This window comes from Bacillus cereus group sp. BceL220 (assembly GCF_051776965.1).
Taxonomy (GTDB): domain Bacteria; phylum Bacillota; class Bacilli; order Bacillales; family Bacillaceae_G; genus Bacillus_A; species Bacillus_A cereus.
Genome location: NZ_JBPWBC010000001.1, coordinates 714,817 through 731,546 on the forward strand (window position 1 = coordinate 714,817; position 16,730 = coordinate 731,546).

Consider the following 16,730-nt stretch of genomic DNA (forward strand, 5'->3'; position numbering starts at 1 on the left):
AATGCTATAATATTGTAATCAATCGTAAAGGAGATCAAATATGGGAATTGAACTCGTTCACTTTAGCATTGGCAAACCGAAACAAATGAAATATGGCGAAGATAAAGAAATGATAACAGGTATATGTAAAGCTCCTACAGAAGAGGCCTTTCTCTCAAAAGACGGATTTCGTGGTGATGACGTAGCGGATTTAAAACATCACGGGGGACCTGATCGTGCTGTTTGTGTGTACCCACACGAGCATTACGCACTATGGGAAGAGGAATTTCAAACTACACTTCCCGCTTCCACATTTGGTGAAAACATTACCGTAACAAATATGTTAGAGCATGACGTATGCATCGGAGATACATATCAACTAGGCGAAGCAATCATTCAAGTAACGCAAGCTCGCGTACCTTGTAGCACAATTTCAAAACGTCTTGGCATCCCTGGCATTTTGCCGCGCATTGTAGCAACTGGATTTACTGGCTACCTATGCCGTGTTCTTCAAGAAGGTACTGTACGTAAAGATTCTAAAATTACATTACTAGAACGTCAACCCGGCAATGTTTCTGTTTTGTTCTCTAACGAAATTTATTTTCATAATAGAAAAGATAAAGATGGCATTGAAAAAATTCTTGCTGTTCCAGAACTAGCTGATATTTGGCGTGGTCAGTTAGAAGATCGTCTTGCGAAGTTAAAATAAAGTGAAACTTTAATCAGCCCTCACCAATCGGGCTGCCCGGCAAATAGCGGGATAAAGAATCCCACCTTTTGCAGGTGGGATTTTATTAATCTATCAAAAAATATACTAGGCAATGAAATGATATGGACGATTAGGCAAATACAAATATTTCATCTACATCTTACAACCAATAAGAAGAATAACTCCCCAGCACAGTAACAGAAAAACCGAGTGCTTCAAGTTCCATCGTTACGCCTGGCAATAATACGTCATCGTATGCTTTATCGACATCGATTAAGAAAAAGTAATTTCCAAGACCTGTTTTCATCGGACGCGATTCGATTTTTAATAAGTTTAATTTTCTCCATGCGAAAGCTGATAGCACTTGATATAGGGCACCTGCATAATCTGCAGGTAACGTTATCATAAGCGTCGTTTTCTCTCCGCGGTTTTCTCCGTTATTCGGGAGTATTGCTTTCTTTTTCTTATGGAGTACTAGGAAGCGTGTATGGTTATTTTTATGCGTATGAATACTACGTCTTACAATTGTTAATCCGTATTTTTCTGCAGCTGCTTCATTTGCAATAGCGGCAATTTTTTCTTCAGGATGTTCTTTCACATATTGCGCAGCGGCACTTGTGGATGTCATATCTCGAACAGTTACTCCTTTTAATTCTTCATTTAAAAACTTATGGCACTGTGCAATGGCATGCGGATGAGAATGCACCGCATATACTTCATCCCACACTTCTGCATACTGCGGATGTACAAGTAAATGCTGCTGAATTGGTACTGTAATTTCTCCTACAATAGAAAGCGGCTGCTCATGTACAAGATAATCAACCGTTATATTCACTGAACCTTCTATTGCATTTTCTAACGGTACGACTGCGAAGTCTACATTTTCATTTGCAGCTGCATCTATACAATCTGGAATCGTTCGATACGGTACATGATCTGCTTCCGGAAAAAAACGACTCACCGCCATATTTGTAAATGTTGCTTCTGGTCCTAAATATCCTACTCGAATCATCGTCTTTTCCCCTCTTTTTCGTTTTCTTACTGTTATACCATACTTTTTTATATTCTTCTATGTAAATTTCGAATATTACAAAAAGACTAGCATTTGCTAGTCTAAATGTTTCTTATATTCTCTTTGAGCGAAGAAGAAATAAATGATACATGCTACGATATAAAACAGAATGAACAAACCTACTTTTTTTAATGATCCATCCATAAAAAAAGTATTATGAAACGTATATAACGCAACTGCACTATGCATACTCCCTACTATAATTGGCGCAAAAAATAGCATACATAATTGCCAACGAGAAATTTTCCATACTTCTTCCTTCGTCATTCCAAGTTTAGAGAGTGCACCATACTGCTTTCGGTCCGATGCAATATTATGGAACCATTTAAAATACACGATACTACATGAAGTAAGAAAGAATAATATACTAATAAACGAGCCCACAAATAGAGTAATATCGCCGCCTTCTTTCATACTTACATATAACTCCATATTACTTCGAAATGCATTATTATTATCTTGTTTCATATGTTTCCGTAAATCTTCGTTCAATTTCTTCGTCTTTTCGATATTTGATAATGTGTAGCCTCTATATATCATCTTTTCAGAATCAGGAACCTTATTTGCTATATTGTCAAAGTCTTCATCATTCATAACGAAGAACAGACCATTAATGTACGAAGGGTGATAGTTAAATTGAACCCCTTCTTTCTGACCGTTAAATACGAATTGATATGGTTGATTCATTACTTGCAATTGAATCTCTTTTTGATTATATACATTCGAATTATTGTATTTATTATAATAAACGAGTGTCACTGTATCTTTTTTAGGATGATATGTTTTCTGTTTTTGTTTCCTCGCTTCTTGGTTATAATCACTTTCTTTTATAAGCGGTGCTATTGTTGTTTCTCCTTTATTAGACTGAAAGGATGCATACACTCCAACAAAACTCATATATTGAAAATCATCATACCCATATTGATTCAGTAATTTTTCAACCGCACCTTCTTCAAAGACTTCATAAGTAGAAATACCTTTTTCTATGTACGAAAACGAGTGTACCCCTCCCGTTCGCCACATATCTTGCATGCTAGAAAAATACAAGAACACCGTACCTGTTGCCGTAACTACAAACGTCGTTGCCATAGACATCAGAAAGAAAAAGCGACCATTTTCCTTCATTCGATGTGACAATTGATTCACTATAAATAAATATGGATATGTATACATAATCTTTTTATTTCGCTTTATCATTTCTAACACTTGGGTAGCACCATGCGCGAAAGAAAAATACGTTCCCAAAAAGACAAGTATAGACACAGGGAAAAAGTATATTGCTATCGTAGCCATCGTCACTTGTAGCGCTAACGCATATCCTATCCCTAAACAAATAAAGCCGAATATACAAAGCCACTTTGATGTTTTCTTCTCTTTTTTATCTGTTCGAAATTCTTTCAATAACCGAATGATTTTTATATTCCATATACGTAAAGCACTTATAAAAGATAACAGAATAAAAACGACCATATATGTAATAAATGTTACACCCATCGCACTTACGTCAAATATAACAGGGAGTTCTTTCGGAAGCCCCAGTAACATACTAAACACCATGAAGAAGAGCTTTAAAAAGATCAAGCCCAGCCCTATACCGAAAATATTAGCAAAAATTCCAATTAATATTTGCTCGGTCATAATTACTCCTATTACGTTAGACTTCGTTGCTCCCATTAACATATATAACCCTAATTCTTTCTTACGTGCTTCTATGAAAATAGAAGTAGAGTACAAAATAAATATGACGAAAAAAGAAATAATTATAACATTACATATGATAAGTCCCCAGCGTACGTTTTGATACCACATCGTCTCTTGCATATACGGATGTACAATGACAGACATATATGCAAAAGATGCATATATCGCAAAACAACTACTTAAGAAAAACACTTTATAATTACGCCAATTTCCTTTTATATTTTGCAGCGCTAGTTGCCGAATGTTCATCTATCTTCCTCCTGTAACTTACTACATAGGCAAAAAGCTAGAGGTTCCCCTAGCTTTTTACGTGTTTTAAATATCCTCTTTGCGCGATCATAAAGTAAATGGCAGAAGCTAAAATGTATGCTCCAATTACAAGCGCACCTGATTTCCACAAATTAATATAAAGCATTTTCCCTAACGTATGAAGAGCAAATCCACTATGAATTGAACCGATTAAAATTGGTATAAAGAAGATAACTCCCATTTGTCGAATCGCAATTTTGCGAATTTCTTTATCTGTCATACCGATTCTCTTTAACGATTTAAATTGAATGCGATCTTGTTCTTTATCGTTAAACCATTTAAAATATGTCATACTACAAGCGAAGAAGAAGAACAGTACCGCTACGAAGAAACCGATGAACATTGTAATTGCTCCACCTTCTCTTATATCCTTATACGCAAACACTGAATTTCTCAATTCTCCTTGCTTTTCTGGTGCAATTTCATTTTTCAAATCTAATACAAGATCTTCTGTACTTTTCCAATTCTCAATATAATAACCGTAATATTTCGTCTTTTCTTCATCTGGTACTAGTTTTGCATATTTCTCAAAATCTTGATCATTTACAACGAGATATTCACTATCATTAAAAACAGAATACTGCGTTGGATTATTTAATTGAACAGACTGCTTTTGTCCGTTAATTGTAAATTCATACGGTTTCGTGCGGTCTATCTTCATCAGTTCATTTGACATATCGACCATAACCATCGTTGCACTGCCTGGTGCATTATGAACTTCTGTAGGTTGCTCTCTCTTTTGTTTACGCACTTCCGTATTATATTCTTTTTCTGAAATAATCGTCATCGGTACTTCATGTTCACTATTAAACAACGTTATTTTCTGTGTTGCCGGTAGTTTAACGTAGGTTACTTTTCGCGCATCTTCAAACCCATGCCTCTTCACAAGCTCCTGTACCTTTTCTTCATTAATAAGGCTATGCGTATTTAACCCCTTTTCCTCATATGAAATAGCGTGTGGTGTAAGTTCTACCGTTTTCGCACTCAAATTTTCAAAATATACGTAAAGCGTGCCAACTGCCGAGGATACAACCGCCGTAATAATAGAAATTACAAATAGAAAACGAGCATTATCTTTCATTTTATAAATAAGGTTACTAAGGACGAACATATTTGGGTACGTATAAAAAGATTGTTTTCGTTTTTGCAATGCTTTTAATACGACTGTACTACCTTGTGTAAATAGTAAATACGTTCCGCCAATTGTCAGTCCTACAACCGGTAAAAAGAGGATGAGGAAATTCAGAAACGTTACTTGGAAGCTAAGTACATACGCAGCAATAATACATCCTATACCAACTACACATAACCATGTAAATGCAAACGGCTCTACTTTTTGCTTTCTTGCTTCTCTTAATAAATCAATAATTTGCAAGCGCCCGACTGTCCAAACACTAAACAATGATAGGATTAAAAATAGAATAAAGTACACACCAGCTGTAATAAGAATTGCTTTACTATTCCAAACGAGTGGAAGTGTCTTATCTATTTTCAATAATACGCTTAACGCTTGGAAAAATAATTTTGAACAAAGCATTCCAGCCCCAATACCAACTACAATTGCAATACTACCTAACATCAGTTGCTCTAATATAATCATTCGGCCGAGCTGCGATTTCGTTCCGCCAATTAATGTTAGTAGACCAAACTCTTTTTTTCTTGCTCGTAAAAACGTTGAATTTGCATATAAAATAAAGAGTGCCGAGAAGATGACCACAATATAATTCATCGATTCTAATCCTTTTGTGATCATCTTCCTCATACTAATATTACCGCTTACGACATCTGGATGATAAATAAAAGAAGCATACATGAAAAATACGACAATCGATAAACAACTACTTATAAGAAACGCTTTATAGTTACGCCAATTTCCTTTTACGTTATTAAGCGCGAGCTGGCGAAAGTTCATGATACTCTCCTCCTAGCATCGCAAGTACGTCCAGAATTTCTTGGAAAAAGGCTTGTTTCGTTCTTCCTTTATGTATTTCCGAGAAAATTTCTCCATCGCGTATGAAAAGGATACGTTCACAATAACTAGCCGCTACTGGATCGTGCGTAACCATTGCAATCGTTACTTTCTTTTGCTCGTGTAAATCTTGCAGAGCGCCCATTAGCGATTTCGCTGACTTCGAATCTAAGTTTCCAGTTGGCTCATCTGCTAAAATTAACGTCGGTTCATGAATGATTGCTCTCGCTGCTGCTGCACGTTGTTGTTGTCCGCCTGATACTTCGTATACTTTTTTATTTAATATTTCTTCAATATTTAAAAACTTTGCAATCTCAAGCACTTTCGCATCGATTTCATTTACAGATTTCTTCGCCATTACAAGCGGTAAAATAATATTTTCTTTAATCGATAACGTATCAAGTAAGTTAAAATCTTGGAAAATGAACCCTAAATGTGTACGGCGAAACTCCGCTAATTTTGCAGCACGCATTTGATTAATTTCTTCACCATTTACAAGCACATGACCTGAAGTTTGCTTATCAATTGTTGCTAATAAATTTAAAAGCGTCGTTTTTCCGCTTCCTGAAGGACCCATAATCCCTACAAATTCGCCTTCTTCTATTTTAAAATTTATATCGTTTAAAGCAGTCGTCGCTACTGAACCTTTTGATTGGTACACCTTCGTTAATCCTTTTACTTCAAGAACACTCATCTCTAATCCCCCTATGTGTTTTCTTCTTACATTTACTATAAGAAAAATAAGAAAAAGAAACGAGTGATTTCCCTTACAAAACATTTTGTTATCTTACAGTTTTGTCATTTTTCTCATTAATGTATGATACTCTTCATCTTTTGCAAATTGGAACGTGAATGTTGTTCCTTCTCCTTCAGCCGATTGAACATATATTCCATGATGTAAATTATCGCAAATTTCCTTCGTAATATATAAGCCCATCCCAGTCGCTTCTCTCGTTTTACGTCCATTTATTCCCGTAAAGAATGGATCAAATATGCGCTTTACGTCTTGCTCTGGAATACCAATTCCATTGTCCTTAATATGTAATAACACCTTTTGATTTTTCTCTTCAATTTGAAATTGAATTTCTTTTTTCTCTGCCGCTGAAATTTTTGTATACTTGATTGCGTTTACAACAATTTGACCTATAGCAATACTCAGCCATTTTCTATCAGATGCAACCATACAAGTATCTTCTTCAAACATCACTTTCGGAAATACAGACGATTGAATGAAGGATTTTCGATTTTCATTAATAATACCTCGCACGACATCTATAACATTTACTACTTCTACTTTATAATCCTTCGCAAACTGCTCTAGCCTTGCCATATGTAACGCTAAATCTAAACCATTTAGTATACGGTTATTTTCTTCACGAATACTTTCAACTGTTGCTCTTGCCTCACGATGCTCCTTGCCAAACTTCTGCAACAATAATTCAATAACAGATACTGGTGTTTTCATTTGGTGAATCCATTGGTTCATAAATATCATTTGCTGTTGCTCTTTCGCATGCTGTTTATGAACTTCATTCATATATTGCTGTCTTAATAACGTAAAAGATTCAACGACCATTTCTTGCTCTAATGTATAAGATTCATCAATAAGTAAAGAGTCATGTAATGTATTTCCGCCAGTAACATACTTTTTGATACTCTTTAAAAACACACTCCGTTTTCGGTAATCGTAAATGAGGTATACAGTAAACACAACTGTTCCTAATAAAAGTCCATATAACCACGTACTCCAATCAATGGATTTCTTTTCTAAAAGACTTTGCAACTGCAAAACAAGCCCAAATAAACAAAGGCTAACAATATAAGAAAGAATTAAAGAAAAACGGTCCATGAGGTAATTTTTAACCTTCATGCCCTTCGCCCCACTCTGTAAGAAGCGCATAACCATATCCACGTTTCGTTACAATTGCATTTTTAATGCCTAGCTCTTCTAGTTTCTTCCTTACACGTTTTACATTTACGGTTAATGTATTATCATCCACAAATGCTACTTCATCCCATAGAGCTTCTAACAGTTCTTCACGCGTTACATATTGATTCACCTGTTTCATTAAACACTCTAATAAGTAAAACTCATTTTTTGTCAGTTCAGTTTGTTGTCCCTGCCACTCAACGATATGCTGGGACGGGAATAACAACAGTCCATTTACACCTAAACAATCACTCTCAGCAGCAGAGGCATACTCTCCATAGCCACGGCGAAGCGCACTCTTCACCTTTGCCATTACGATATCTAAATGGAATGGCTTCGTAATATAATCATCGCCGCCATTTTCAATCGCCATTACTTGATCCATTTCCCCTGTTCTTGCAGAAACAAAAATAATCGGCGCATTCGATACAGTACGAATTTGACGACACCAATAAAAACCGTCAAAGTACGGTAAATTAATATCAAGTAACACAAGATGAGGATTTATTTTTACAAACTCATCTTTTATATGACGTAAATCACTTGCTCTAAATGATTGATAGCCATACCTTTCTAAATGCTCCTCTAATATTCCCGCAATTTTCTCATCGTCTTCTACAATTAATATTTTATACATGTTCTTTTTCTCCCCATAAAAGAATTCTTTTACATTTACTCCTTTTTCCATTATAAATTGAAAATTTAATTAGTGGGGATTTTTCCCTATATAAATCCGATTTTTACGATATAAAAAAAGACTGCCGTATTTCGGCAGTCTTAATCGATAAATTCAAATTCATATTCAAGAATTTTCACAATATCTCCGTCTTTTGCACCACGTGCACGAAGCGCTTCATCAATACCCATTCCGCGCATTTGACGAGCGAAACGACGTATAGATTCATCACGTGAGAAGTCTGTCATCTTGAATGTTTTCTCGATATCGTAACCAGAGATAACAAACGTGCCATCACTTTCACGTGTAATTTCAAATTTAACACCTTCAGTATCAAATTTGTACATTACACTTGTATCAGACTCATCCGCAACTTCATGTATTGGGAATTCTGGTGTTGTTTCTATTAAGTTTGCTACTTCAAACAGTAAGTCACGAACACCTTGTCTTGTTACAGCTGAGATTGGGAAGATTTTTACTTCGTCTCCCACTTTCTCTTTAAATGCTTGTAAGTTTTCTTCTGCATCTGGCATATCCATTTTGTTTGCAACAACAACTTGTGGACGCTCAGTTAAGCGAAGATTGTATTCTTTCAATTCATTATTAATCGTTACGTAATCTTCATATGGCTCACGGCCTTCTAAACCAGACATATCAATAACATGCACGATTACACGTGTACGCTCAATATGACGTAAGAATTGGTGTCCAAGTCCGACGCCAGCATGTGCGCCTTCAATTAGTCCTGGAAGGTCAGCCATAACGAAGCTGCGGTTATCACCAGTTTCAACAACACCAAGATTCGGAACGATTGTTGTGAAGTGATACTCTGCAATTTTCGGACGCGCTGATGATACAACAGATAATAATGTAGATTTACCTACACTTGGGAACCCAACAAGTCCAACGTCTGCTAGTACTTTAAGTTCTAGAATGACATCACGCTCTTGACCTGGTTCCCCGTTCTCAGCGATTTCTGGCGCTGGGTTCGTAGCTGTTGCAAAACGTGAGTTACCACGGCCACCACGGCCACCTTTTGCAATTACAGCAGTTTGTCCATGCGTTACTAAATCGGCAAGAATTTGACCAGTTTTTTCATCTTTTACTACTGTTCCTGGCGGAACCTTTACAAGTAAATCTTCAGATTTACGCCCGTGCTGACCTTTACTCATTCCGTGCTGACCGCGATCAGCTTTGAAATGACGTTGGTAGCGGAAGTCCATTAATGTACGTAAGCCTTCCTCAACTACGAAAACAACATCTGCACCTTTACCGCCGTCGCCACCTGCTGGGCCACCTTTAGGAACATACTTCTCACGACGATACGCAACCATACCGTTACCACCGTCGCCGCCTTTTACATATATCTTGACCTGATCTACAAACATTATTTCACCACACTTTTTTCAATTGGTTGTAATATAACTGAGACTTCTTCGTCTCGCACTGTATAAGAAATGGAATACCATTTATTGTTTTGGGTCGCAAGCCAATTTTGTAGTTCTTCTACACTCGTTAGCTTACCACGAAAATCAAAAAAGAAACGAGCATTCTCCGCGTCACATTCAATTGTGATACAAACATAATTTTCAACATATACGTCTAAACTATGCTGAAGCATTGAGAAAAATTGATTCGTCCATGTACATACAGTCTCATCTAAGTGAGATAAGTTATGTAATTTCCCTAATACTTCGTACTCCAATAAGCACGGCTGCTGTTTCCAATTATATGTTAAAATCCACTCTGAAAATAAAGGCATTGATAGCCCCATCAGATTGGATTCTTGTCTCGCTTCTTGGACAAAACGATCGATGAGACTATGAATTTCTTCCACTTTTCCAAGTGAAAGGTTTCCTTTCACCATCTGCATACGATTGAGCCAATCATGTCTTGAATGGCGCAATGCATCTATAATTGTCCATTTTTCATTCATTTAGATACCCCTTAATATAGAAAAACTCTAACCTGCACTCAGGTTAGAGTTTTCCGTGAGTTCTTATGCTTCTTGAGCAACAGGATATACGCTCACTTGTTTGCGGTCACGGCCAAGACGCTCAAAGCGTACTACGCCGTCAACTTTCGCGTATAAAGTGTCATCGCCACCACGACCAACGTTAACACCTGGATAAATTTTTGTACCGCGTTGACGGTAAAGAATTGAACCACCTGAAACCGTTTGACCATCTGCGCGTTTAGCACCAAGACGTTTTGACTGAGAGTCACGACCGTTCTTTGTACTACCTACACCTTTCTTAGATGCGAAAAACTGAAGATCTAATCTTAACATACGTTACACCTCCTGCACTTTTTCTATTAAACGGATATACTTTCCGTAATCAAGTTCGATCGTCTTAAGCGAAACAACCAATCCTTCTAAAAGTATCTGTGCTTTTTCTGCTGCATGAACGTCTAAATCATTAGGCAATTCATACGTTAAGAATCCGCCATCACTTCCGAGTTCAATAGTTGCCTGCACATTACAAAGTTCTTCCACTGCATTTATAGAACCAAACACAACCGCTGTAGTTCCAGCACAGACAAGGTCTTGTCCATGTGGCGCATAATCGGCATGTCCAGTCATTTTAAATGATTGGATACTTCCTAATTTCGTGCGACTTATCGTAATTTTAATCATGTTAACCAGAATTAAGCGTTGATAGCTTCAACAACTAGCTTAGTGTAAGGTTGACGATGACCTTGTTTCTTACGATTGTTCTTTTTCGCTTTGTATTTGAAAACGATGATTTTCTTAGCGCGACCTTGTTTTTCAACTTTCGCAGTAACTGTTGCACCTTCTACAACTGGGCTACCAACTTTAACGTTTTCGCCACCAACGAAAAGAACTTTGTCAAAAGTAACAGTTTCACCAGCTTCAACATCTAATTTTTCAATGTAGATTGCTTGACCAGCTTCAACTTTAATTTGTTTTCCACCTGTTTCGATAATTGCGTACATACTTGCACCTCCTCTTAATTACTAAGACTCGCCAAAAACGAGGTAGACATAAATGCCTTTAGGGAACCTGTCTTGTGCGGTTGTAGCATATAGCCGTTTAGGTGCTATAAACTATAACATAAAGATGTTACCATAATTCATTGAGTATTGTCAATGAATCTTCTACTAACTATTTTTTCCGTTCTACAATTTCTTTTTTACTTCCAAAGCGGATAATAGTGTACTTTTCGATAATATCATCTTTGAAATAAATTTCAAATGGAATATTTTTTTGTAATTCTTTTTGCAAAAATTGTTTTTGCAGTTCTTTAGGCGCAGCGATTAATACTGCCTCATCCTCTATGTTGCCATATGTGATTAATTCTCTCTCTAGCTCATACGCAATTGTTTCATACGACATTACATAACTCGTCGCTTTGCAAGATACACACTCTTCTAGTAATACGTCACGTAAAGAATGTTTTTTACGTTTTCGTGTCATCTCCAAAATTCCTAACTCAGTAAATCCAAGTACTCTTGTATAAGTACGATCATCTTTCATAGCAGCTATGAGACATTCTCTTACCTTTTCTTTATCTTCTCTTTTTTTCATATTAATAAAATCAATTAATATCATACCACCAATATCACGAAGTCTTAATTGGCGTGCAATTTCTTCAGCTGCCATCTCATTTGTGCGAAGTACTGTATCTTGTAAATTTTGTTTTCCAGTAAACTTGCCCGTATTCACATCAATTACAGTCATCGTCTCCATTTGCTCTACAATTAAATAAGCACCATTTGGAAGCCACACAATTTTTTGGAGTGCTTTCTCAATTTCACGCTCTATTCCAAAATGGTTAAACATCGAAGACTTTTCATTATAAAAAGATACTTTTTCTTTTCCAACTTTGTCTTCTAATTCTTTTACTATACTTCTTGTATCTACAACTACTTTTTCAATTGTTTCAATTGGGTTCTCTTGAAATACACGATCTAAAAAGGTCGCCGGTCGATGAAGTAATAACGGCGCCTTTCCTTGATCCTCTTTTCTTTTTAACTCTTCATACAACTGTTGTAACCCTTGCATTTCAGCTTGTATTTCTTCAATTTCCCCTTTTTCAGAAGCAGAGCGGAAAATGTAACCTCCCGTTCCTTCTACTTCAATTTCAAGTAACTGTTGTCTTCTTTTATTATTTTTTATTTTCCGAGAAACCGCTCGCATCTCATCAAACGGCATATAAACGACATATTTCCCAGTAAATTCTATATTCGCTGTCAATTTAGGCCCTTTCGTATCAATTGCCTCTTTCACAACTTGTACGAGTATCGCTTGCCCTTCATGTATACGATAAGAAGGTGGTACATCATCGTATGAAAGATACGCATGTTTTTCTAAACCTATATTTACAAAAGCTGCGTTCATTCCAGCAATTGTTCTTACGATACGTCCAACATAAATATGCCCAACAATCTCTTGCTCTTCATTACGTTTCCATAAAAACTCAACAATCTTTTTCTTCTCTTCAATTGCAACGCGCTTTTCCGAACCAGCGTAATTCACATATAACGTTTTCAAAATTATTTCCTCACTTTATAATCTTCTTTGCTTTTACAATAATAAAAGGTTAGTGCTATCGTCAACACTAACCGATTAATTCTTCAACTGATGAGGTTGTTCGTTTTTCAGTAAAATATGCATAGAGCAATTCATTTTCATCCAATGTGTAATGCTCTTTATATTTTCCACGGACGATAATAGAATGCTTATATCCTCTACGAAATTTTGTGAATATCTTATATAAATGATCTTCTGATTGCACTTCAATAGGTGCAATCTTTTCAATCCCTCTTTTATTTCCATAATAACGTTCTAATAAAAAACGCATAAATGCATACCGTCTTTGTTTCCACTCTTGATATAACGACACTGCCAAAAATATGAGTAGTACCCACATCATAATATTGTTACTATTCCAGAGCAACTGCCATCCTAATATTACACCAAAAAAAACACATGACAATTTCATCATCTTTTCATGTGCTTGTAAATAAGGAAAACGATATGATAGTATATTAAACAATACTTTCCCGCCATCTAACGGCCAAATAGGGAGTAAATTAAACGCTAAAATAATTATATTATTCCACATAAAGAAATAATATAAATCTGCATTCAACCAACCGGCTTCAAACAACATATAACCTACCAGCATCATCCAAACATGTTGAATCGGCCCTGCAATTACGACAACAAGTTCCTCTTTCAATGACTTATTACCATGTTCCTCAAGCTCGGCCACGCCACCAAACGGCAAAAGCTGAATTCTTTTTATACGCCAATTATAGTGTGCTGCTGCAATAGCATGCCCAAGTTCATGAATAAGAACGATACAAAATAACAGTAGTAACTCTTTAAAACGTGCAGTAAAAATACCAATGACAATAATAACCCAAAATAATGGATGCACGGAAATTTTCGTCAAAACGTCTCTATATTTAATCAAATGATATCACCTGGATCGGATCAATAAATTTTTCATTCTTTTTTATCGCGAAATAAAACTTTCCATTTTTATCATTTATATCATTACTCACCGTTCCAATTTTTTGTTTCTTTGAAACGTAATCATATAATTTCACTGACATATCGTTTAAGTTTGCATACCATGACTCCGTACCATCTGCATGTTGAATTTGAACTGTATTTCCAAGTTCCTCTTTCTTACCCGCAAAAACAACTAATCCTTCATTCACTGACTCAACCGTTGCATTTGTAGCTGTTTGGACAAATACACCTTGGCCATTTTTTTGAAACCCTTGCATTACCTTTCCAGAAGCGGGAATTGCATAATCTTTTTGCTGAATACTTCCTTCTTTTTTCTCGTTTGGCGAATAGAATACGAGCGGTTTTCCAAATTGCTTTTCGTACCATTTCGCTACAGTAGCAAACTGAAATTCCTCTTTCATCACTTTTTCTGTAACAGCTTTAGCTCCATTGAATGAAGAAGGAGCATTCTTATATAAAATAGCAACCGAAAGAACTAATATTGCCGATAATAAAACTTTGAAGAAAAAGACTTCCTTTCGAAATAAAGGATGCATTTCCTTTTCTCCATCTTCAATAACTACTGTTTCGCTATCAAAATTCCCTCCGGTAAAATACTGTTCTTCCTCCATCCTTTCTTGCTCGGCCTTCCTTTTTGCAATCCGCTTTTTAATTTCTTCTACGCGTCTATTCTTCATACTGTCTCCTTTCTTTCGTTAAGCTAATTTCAATAGAAACAGTTGTATACAGTTTGTACATATGTATGAGCTAAGAAAGAAAGATATTCGTGTGAAGAAAAAAGAAAGCACCTCGCATATGTGCGAAGTGCTCTTAACGGATTCCAAAGAAGTTTTTCACCTTTGCAAATACCGATACCTTTTCTTGTTCAAATGCTTGTAATGGTACATTCTCACCTAACAAGCGTCTAGCAATATTACGATAAGCCAACGCTGCTTTTCCGCTTGGTTGCAACGCCACAGGTTCACCTGTATTTGTAGCTCGAATAACTTCATCGTCATCTTCGACAACACCAAGAAGCTCGATTGACAATGTACGTACAATTTCATCAACATCTAACATATCCTGTTCATGAAGCATATGACTACGTACACGGTTAATAACAAGTTTCGGTGGTTCAATATCCTCTTTTTCTAAAAGCCCAATAATACGATCCGCATCGCGCATTGAGGATACTTCTGGAGTCGTAACAACGATTGCTTTATCCGCACCAGCTACCGCATTTTTAAATCCCTGCTCAATCCCCGCAGGACAATCGATTAATATGTAATCATAATCTTGACGTAATACTTGTATTAATTCATCCATTTGTTCAGGTGTTACCGCTGATTTATCACTCGTTTGTGCTGCAGGTAATAAATAAAGATCATCAAAACGTTTATCTTTAATAAGAGCCTGAGGTAAACGGCAACGCCCTTCAACGACATCAACAAGATCAAATACAATACGATTTTCCAGCCCCATTACTACGTCTAAATTTCGAAGACCGATATCTGTGTCAATTAAGCACACTTTCTTTCCAGATAACGCTAGGGCCGTACCAATGTTCGCAGATGTAGTAGTTTTACCTACTCCGCCTTTTCCAGATGTAATTACTATTGCCTCTCCCACAGCTATACAATTCCCCTTTCTAACTTTGTTAAATTAGGTCTAAGATGAGTGAGAAGTTGCAGGCGATCGACAACAATGTGATTGTTCTCATTAATATACGCACATTCTGCCGCCTCCGCTCCGTCTTCTTTCTCTTCCGGAGCCCGCATTGCCACATCACTAATTCGAAGTTGCATCGGGTTCATAACAGATGCAGCGATTACAGCATCTGAATCCCCATAATACCCAGCATGTGCAATTCCTCTTAATGATCCTACGACAAAAATATTCCCCCCAGCGATAACCGTTCCGCCTGGATTAACATCTCCAATTAACAACAAATTTCCTTTTACATGTAAAACTTGTCCAGAGCGAACAATTTTGGAAATAGGGACAATTTCTGTTTCTTCTTTCCAAGCTATTGCTTCTGCTTTAGTGATAACATCACTTTCAATTGAATCCACAACAAGATTCTTTTTATTACGAATTAACGTACGAATCTCTTCTTGTTGGACTTCTGTTAAATAACGATTTCCTACTTTCACATGCACTTCAATTAAAGAGCGCCCATCACCATCGTAGTAATGTGTAGAAAGTTTTTCGTCTAATTCCATCAATAATTCTGAGAATGAACAACAATCATCTAAATGAAGCGTTATCCCATCTTTTGTCCCTTTTATCGTTACATTTTGTTGCTTTTTTTCTTCCACTAAAGTTCACCCCACCGATTCAATTCGACATAAAATTAGAAAATCCTCTTTTCTTTTTCTTCCATCGCTTTTGAAAGACGCACTATATATCGTCTCAGTGGGAAACAAACTATCAATAAGAAAATAGCATTTAACAATAAAGTAGAAAGGAGACGATCTGTGAAAAAGACATGCGCTGGCATATGAGTACGTCCTAACAAAGTTAAGAATCCATACACATAATACTCTAGTGCTACAATGCTAGCTAATATGATAGAAACAACAATAAATAAATTCAATTGTAATACTTTCATCACACTATAAACTAAATAAGCTAAAATCGGATAAGCAAAAATATATATCCCGACAAGTTCTGTGTATACGGTATCAAATAAGAAGCCAAATAATAGTCCGTAATAAATCCCTTGGACCGGACTATAATACACTGTAATAAAACATAAGACGATTATAAAGAAATGCGGTGCTGCTATACTGTCTTTCCAAAACACATCCGTTGGAACAACAGTAGCAAACATATTTTCAAATAGAAACACAAAAAGGAGCAAAAGAGGAAGAGCTGCTCTTTTTAATATCTTCATCATC

18 protein-coding genes and 1 other annotated feature are annotated in these 16,730 nt (G+C 36.3%); of the genes, 1 reads left to right on the top strand and 17 read right to left on the bottom strand.

Translation table 11 applies throughout. The features are described from left to right. The first annotated feature begins 40 nt into the window (after window positions 1-40). Window positions 41-688 (top strand): MOSC domain-containing protein, encoded by a 648-nt coding sequence (locus ACS2FK_RS03810; RefSeq protein WP_063548684.1) that lies wholly within the window; start codon window positions 41-43, stop codon window positions 686-688. Window positions 689-848: 160 nt separating this feature from the next. Here the strand turns inward: ACS2FK_RS03810 and pheA are convergent, their stop codons facing one another. The 17 genes from pheA to mreD all read right to left on the bottom strand — a co-directional run bounded on the left by pheA (window position 849) and on the right by mreD (window position 16,729). Then, the gene (pheA, locus tag ACS2FK_RS03815) at window positions 849-1,700 is read right to left on the bottom strand and encodes a prephenate dehydratase (RefSeq protein WP_063548686.1); all 852 of its coding nucleotides are present in this window, start codon (window positions 1,698-1,700) and stop codon (window positions 849-851) included. Window positions 1,701-1,796: 96 nt separating this feature from the next. Then, window positions 1,797-3,710, bottom strand: coding sequence for an ABC transporter permease (locus ACS2FK_RS03820; protein WP_063548688.1), 1,914 nt, complete (start codon window positions 3,708-3,710; stop codon window positions 1,797-1,799). A 49-nt stretch (window positions 3,711-3,759) separates the two neighbouring features. After that, a complete protein-coding gene (locus ACS2FK_RS03825) occupies window positions 3,760-5,682 on the bottom strand; it encodes an ABC transporter permease (protein WP_001011417.1) in 1,923 nt (640 codons plus the stop codon). After that, on the bottom strand, window positions 5,657-6,433 hold the full coding sequence (locus ACS2FK_RS03830; RefSeq protein WP_000114529.1) for an ABC transporter ATP-binding protein: 777 nt from the start codon (window positions 6,431-6,433) through the stop codon (window positions 5,657-5,659). The genes ACS2FK_RS03825 and ACS2FK_RS03830 overlap by 26 nt, the downstream gene beginning before the upstream one ends. A 93-nt stretch (window positions 6,434-6,526) precedes the next feature. Beyond that, a complete protein-coding gene (locus tag ACS2FK_RS03835; RefSeq protein WP_000865403.1) occupies window positions 6,527-7,609 on the bottom strand; it encodes a HAMP domain-containing histidine kinase in 1,083 nt (360 codons plus the stop codon). Then, the gene (locus ACS2FK_RS03840) at window positions 7,599-8,306 is read right to left on the bottom strand and encodes a response regulator transcription factor (protein ID WP_002082113.1); all 708 of its coding nucleotides are present in this window, start codon (window positions 8,304-8,306) and stop codon (window positions 7,599-7,601) included. Before ACS2FK_RS03840 ends, ACS2FK_RS03835 begins: the two co-directional genes overlap by 11 nt. Before the next feature lie 140 nt (window positions 8,307-8,446). Then, window positions 8,447-9,733 (bottom strand): GTPase ObgE, encoded by a 1,287-nt coding sequence (gene obgE / locus ACS2FK_RS03845; RefSeq protein ID WP_000497130.1) that lies wholly within the window; start codon window positions 9,731-9,733, stop codon window positions 8,447-8,449. Further along, on the bottom strand, window positions 9,733-10,281 hold the full coding sequence (locus ACS2FK_RS03850) for a sporulation initiation phosphotransferase B (RefSeq protein WP_001003587.1): 549 nt from the start codon (window positions 10,279-10,281) through the stop codon (window positions 9,733-9,735). Before ACS2FK_RS03850 ends, obgE begins: the two co-directional genes overlap by 1 nt. A 63-nt stretch (window positions 10,282-10,344) precedes the next feature. After that, window positions 10,345-10,635, bottom strand: a complete 291-nt coding sequence (gene rpmA / locus ACS2FK_RS03855) for a 50S ribosomal protein L27 (RefSeq protein WP_000944957.1) — start codon at window positions 10,633-10,635, stop codon at window positions 10,345-10,347. 3 nt (window positions 10,636-10,638) lie between these two features. Beyond that, complete coding sequence (locus tag ACS2FK_RS03860) at window positions 10,639-10,983, bottom strand: ribosomal-processing cysteine protease Prp (RefSeq protein WP_002094147.1); 345 nt, start codon at window positions 10,981-10,983, stop codon at window positions 10,639-10,641. Window positions 10,984-10,994: 11 nt separating this feature from the next. Further along, a complete protein-coding gene (gene rplU, locus ACS2FK_RS03865; RefSeq protein WP_000270907.1) occupies window positions 10,995-11,303 on the bottom strand; it encodes a 50S ribosomal protein L21 in 309 nt (102 codons plus the stop codon). Between the two features lie 14 nt (window positions 11,304-11,317). Continuing rightward, window positions 11,318-11,395, bottom strand: a sequence feature (ribosomal protein L21 leader region). Window positions 11,396-11,472: 77 nt separating this feature from the next. Beyond that, window positions 11,473-12,861 (bottom strand): Rne/Rng family ribonuclease, encoded by a 1,389-nt coding sequence (locus ACS2FK_RS03870; protein ID WP_063548690.1) that lies wholly within the window; start codon window positions 12,859-12,861, stop codon window positions 11,473-11,475. Window positions 12,862-12,928: 67 nt separating this feature from the next. Continuing rightward, window positions 12,929-13,789, bottom strand: coding sequence for a stage IV sporulation intramembrane metalloprotease SpoIVFB (gene spoIVFB / locus ACS2FK_RS03875; RefSeq protein WP_000599064.1), 861 nt, complete (start codon window positions 13,787-13,789; stop codon window positions 12,929-12,931). Further along, entirely contained in the window at window positions 13,782-14,528 is a 747-nt protein-coding gene (gene spoIVFA, locus ACS2FK_RS03880) for a stage IV sporulation protein SpoIVFA (RefSeq protein WP_063548692.1), read from the bottom strand. Before spoIVFA ends, spoIVFB begins: the two co-directional genes overlap by 8 nt. A 133-nt stretch (window positions 14,529-14,661) precedes the next feature. Then, window positions 14,662-15,459, bottom strand: coding sequence for a septum site-determining protein MinD (gene minD, locus ACS2FK_RS03885; protein ID WP_000503309.1), 798 nt, complete (start codon window positions 15,457-15,459; stop codon window positions 14,662-14,664). Between the two features lie 2 nt (window positions 15,460-15,461). Then, complete coding sequence (gene minC, locus ACS2FK_RS03890) at window positions 15,462-16,148, bottom strand: septum site-determining protein MinC (RefSeq protein WP_000391521.1); 687 nt, start codon at window positions 16,146-16,148, stop codon at window positions 15,462-15,464. Window positions 16,149-16,183: 35 nt separating this feature from the next. Further along, the gene (gene mreD, locus ACS2FK_RS03895; protein ID WP_000975765.1) at window positions 16,184-16,729 is read right to left on the bottom strand and encodes a rod shape-determining protein MreD; all 546 of its coding nucleotides are present in this window, start codon (window positions 16,727-16,729) and stop codon (window positions 16,184-16,186) included. Window position 16,730: the final 1 nt, after the last annotated feature.

Excerpts from the sequence above, each read along its gene's own strand:
- ACS2FK_RS03860 (WP_002094147.1), bottom strand. The coding sequence starts at position 10,983 with ATGATTAAAATTACGATAAGTCGCACGAAATTAGGAAGTATCCAATCA.
- mreD (WP_000975765.1), bottom strand. The coding sequence starts at position 16,729 with ATGATGAAGATATTAAAAAGAGCAGCTCTTCCTCTTTTGCTCCTTTTT.
- ACS2FK_RS03825 (WP_001011417.1), bottom strand. The coding sequence starts at position 5,682 with ATGAACTTTCGCCAGCTCGCGCTTAATAACGTAAAAGGAAATTGGCGT.
- ACS2FK_RS03850 (WP_001003587.1), bottom strand. The coding sequence starts at position 10,281 with ATGAATGAAAAATGGACAATTATAGATGCATTGCGCCATTCAAGACAT.
- ACS2FK_RS03820 (WP_063548688.1), bottom strand. The coding sequence starts at position 3,710 with ATGAACATTCGGCAACTAGCGCTGCAAAATATAAAAGGAAATTGGCGT.
- ACS2FK_RS03840 (WP_002082113.1), bottom strand. The coding sequence starts at position 8,306 with ATGTATAAAATATTAATTGTAGAAGACGATGAGAAAATTGCGGGAATA.
- rplU (WP_000270907.1), bottom strand. The coding sequence starts at position 11,303 with ATGTACGCAATTATCGAAACAGGTGGAAAACAAATTAAAGTTGAAGCT.
- spoIVFA (WP_063548692.1), bottom strand. The coding sequence starts at position 14,528 with ATGAAGAATAGACGCGTAGAAGAAATTAAAAAGCGGATTGCAAAAAGG.
- ACS2FK_RS03830 (WP_000114529.1), bottom strand. The coding sequence starts at position 6,433 with ATGAGTGTTCTTGAAGTAAAAGGATTAACGAAGGTGTACCAATCAAAA.
- obgE (WP_000497130.1), bottom strand. The coding sequence starts at position 9,733 with ATGTTTGTAGATCAGGTCAAGATATATGTAAAAGGCGGCGACGGTGGT.
- ACS2FK_RS03835 (WP_000865403.1), bottom strand. The coding sequence starts at position 7,609 with ATGAAGGTTAAAAATTACCTCATGGACCGTTTTTCTTTAATTCTTTCT.
- rpmA (WP_000944957.1), bottom strand. The coding sequence starts at position 10,635 with ATGTTAAGATTAGATCTTCAGTTTTTCGCATCTAAGAAAGGTGTAGGT.
- pheA (WP_063548686.1), bottom strand. The coding sequence starts at position 1,700 with ATGATTCGAGTAGGATATTTAGGACCAGAAGCAACATTTACAAATATG.
- ACS2FK_RS03810 (WP_063548684.1), top strand. The coding sequence starts at position 41 with ATGGGAATTGAACTCGTTCACTTTAGCATTGGCAAACCGAAACAAATG.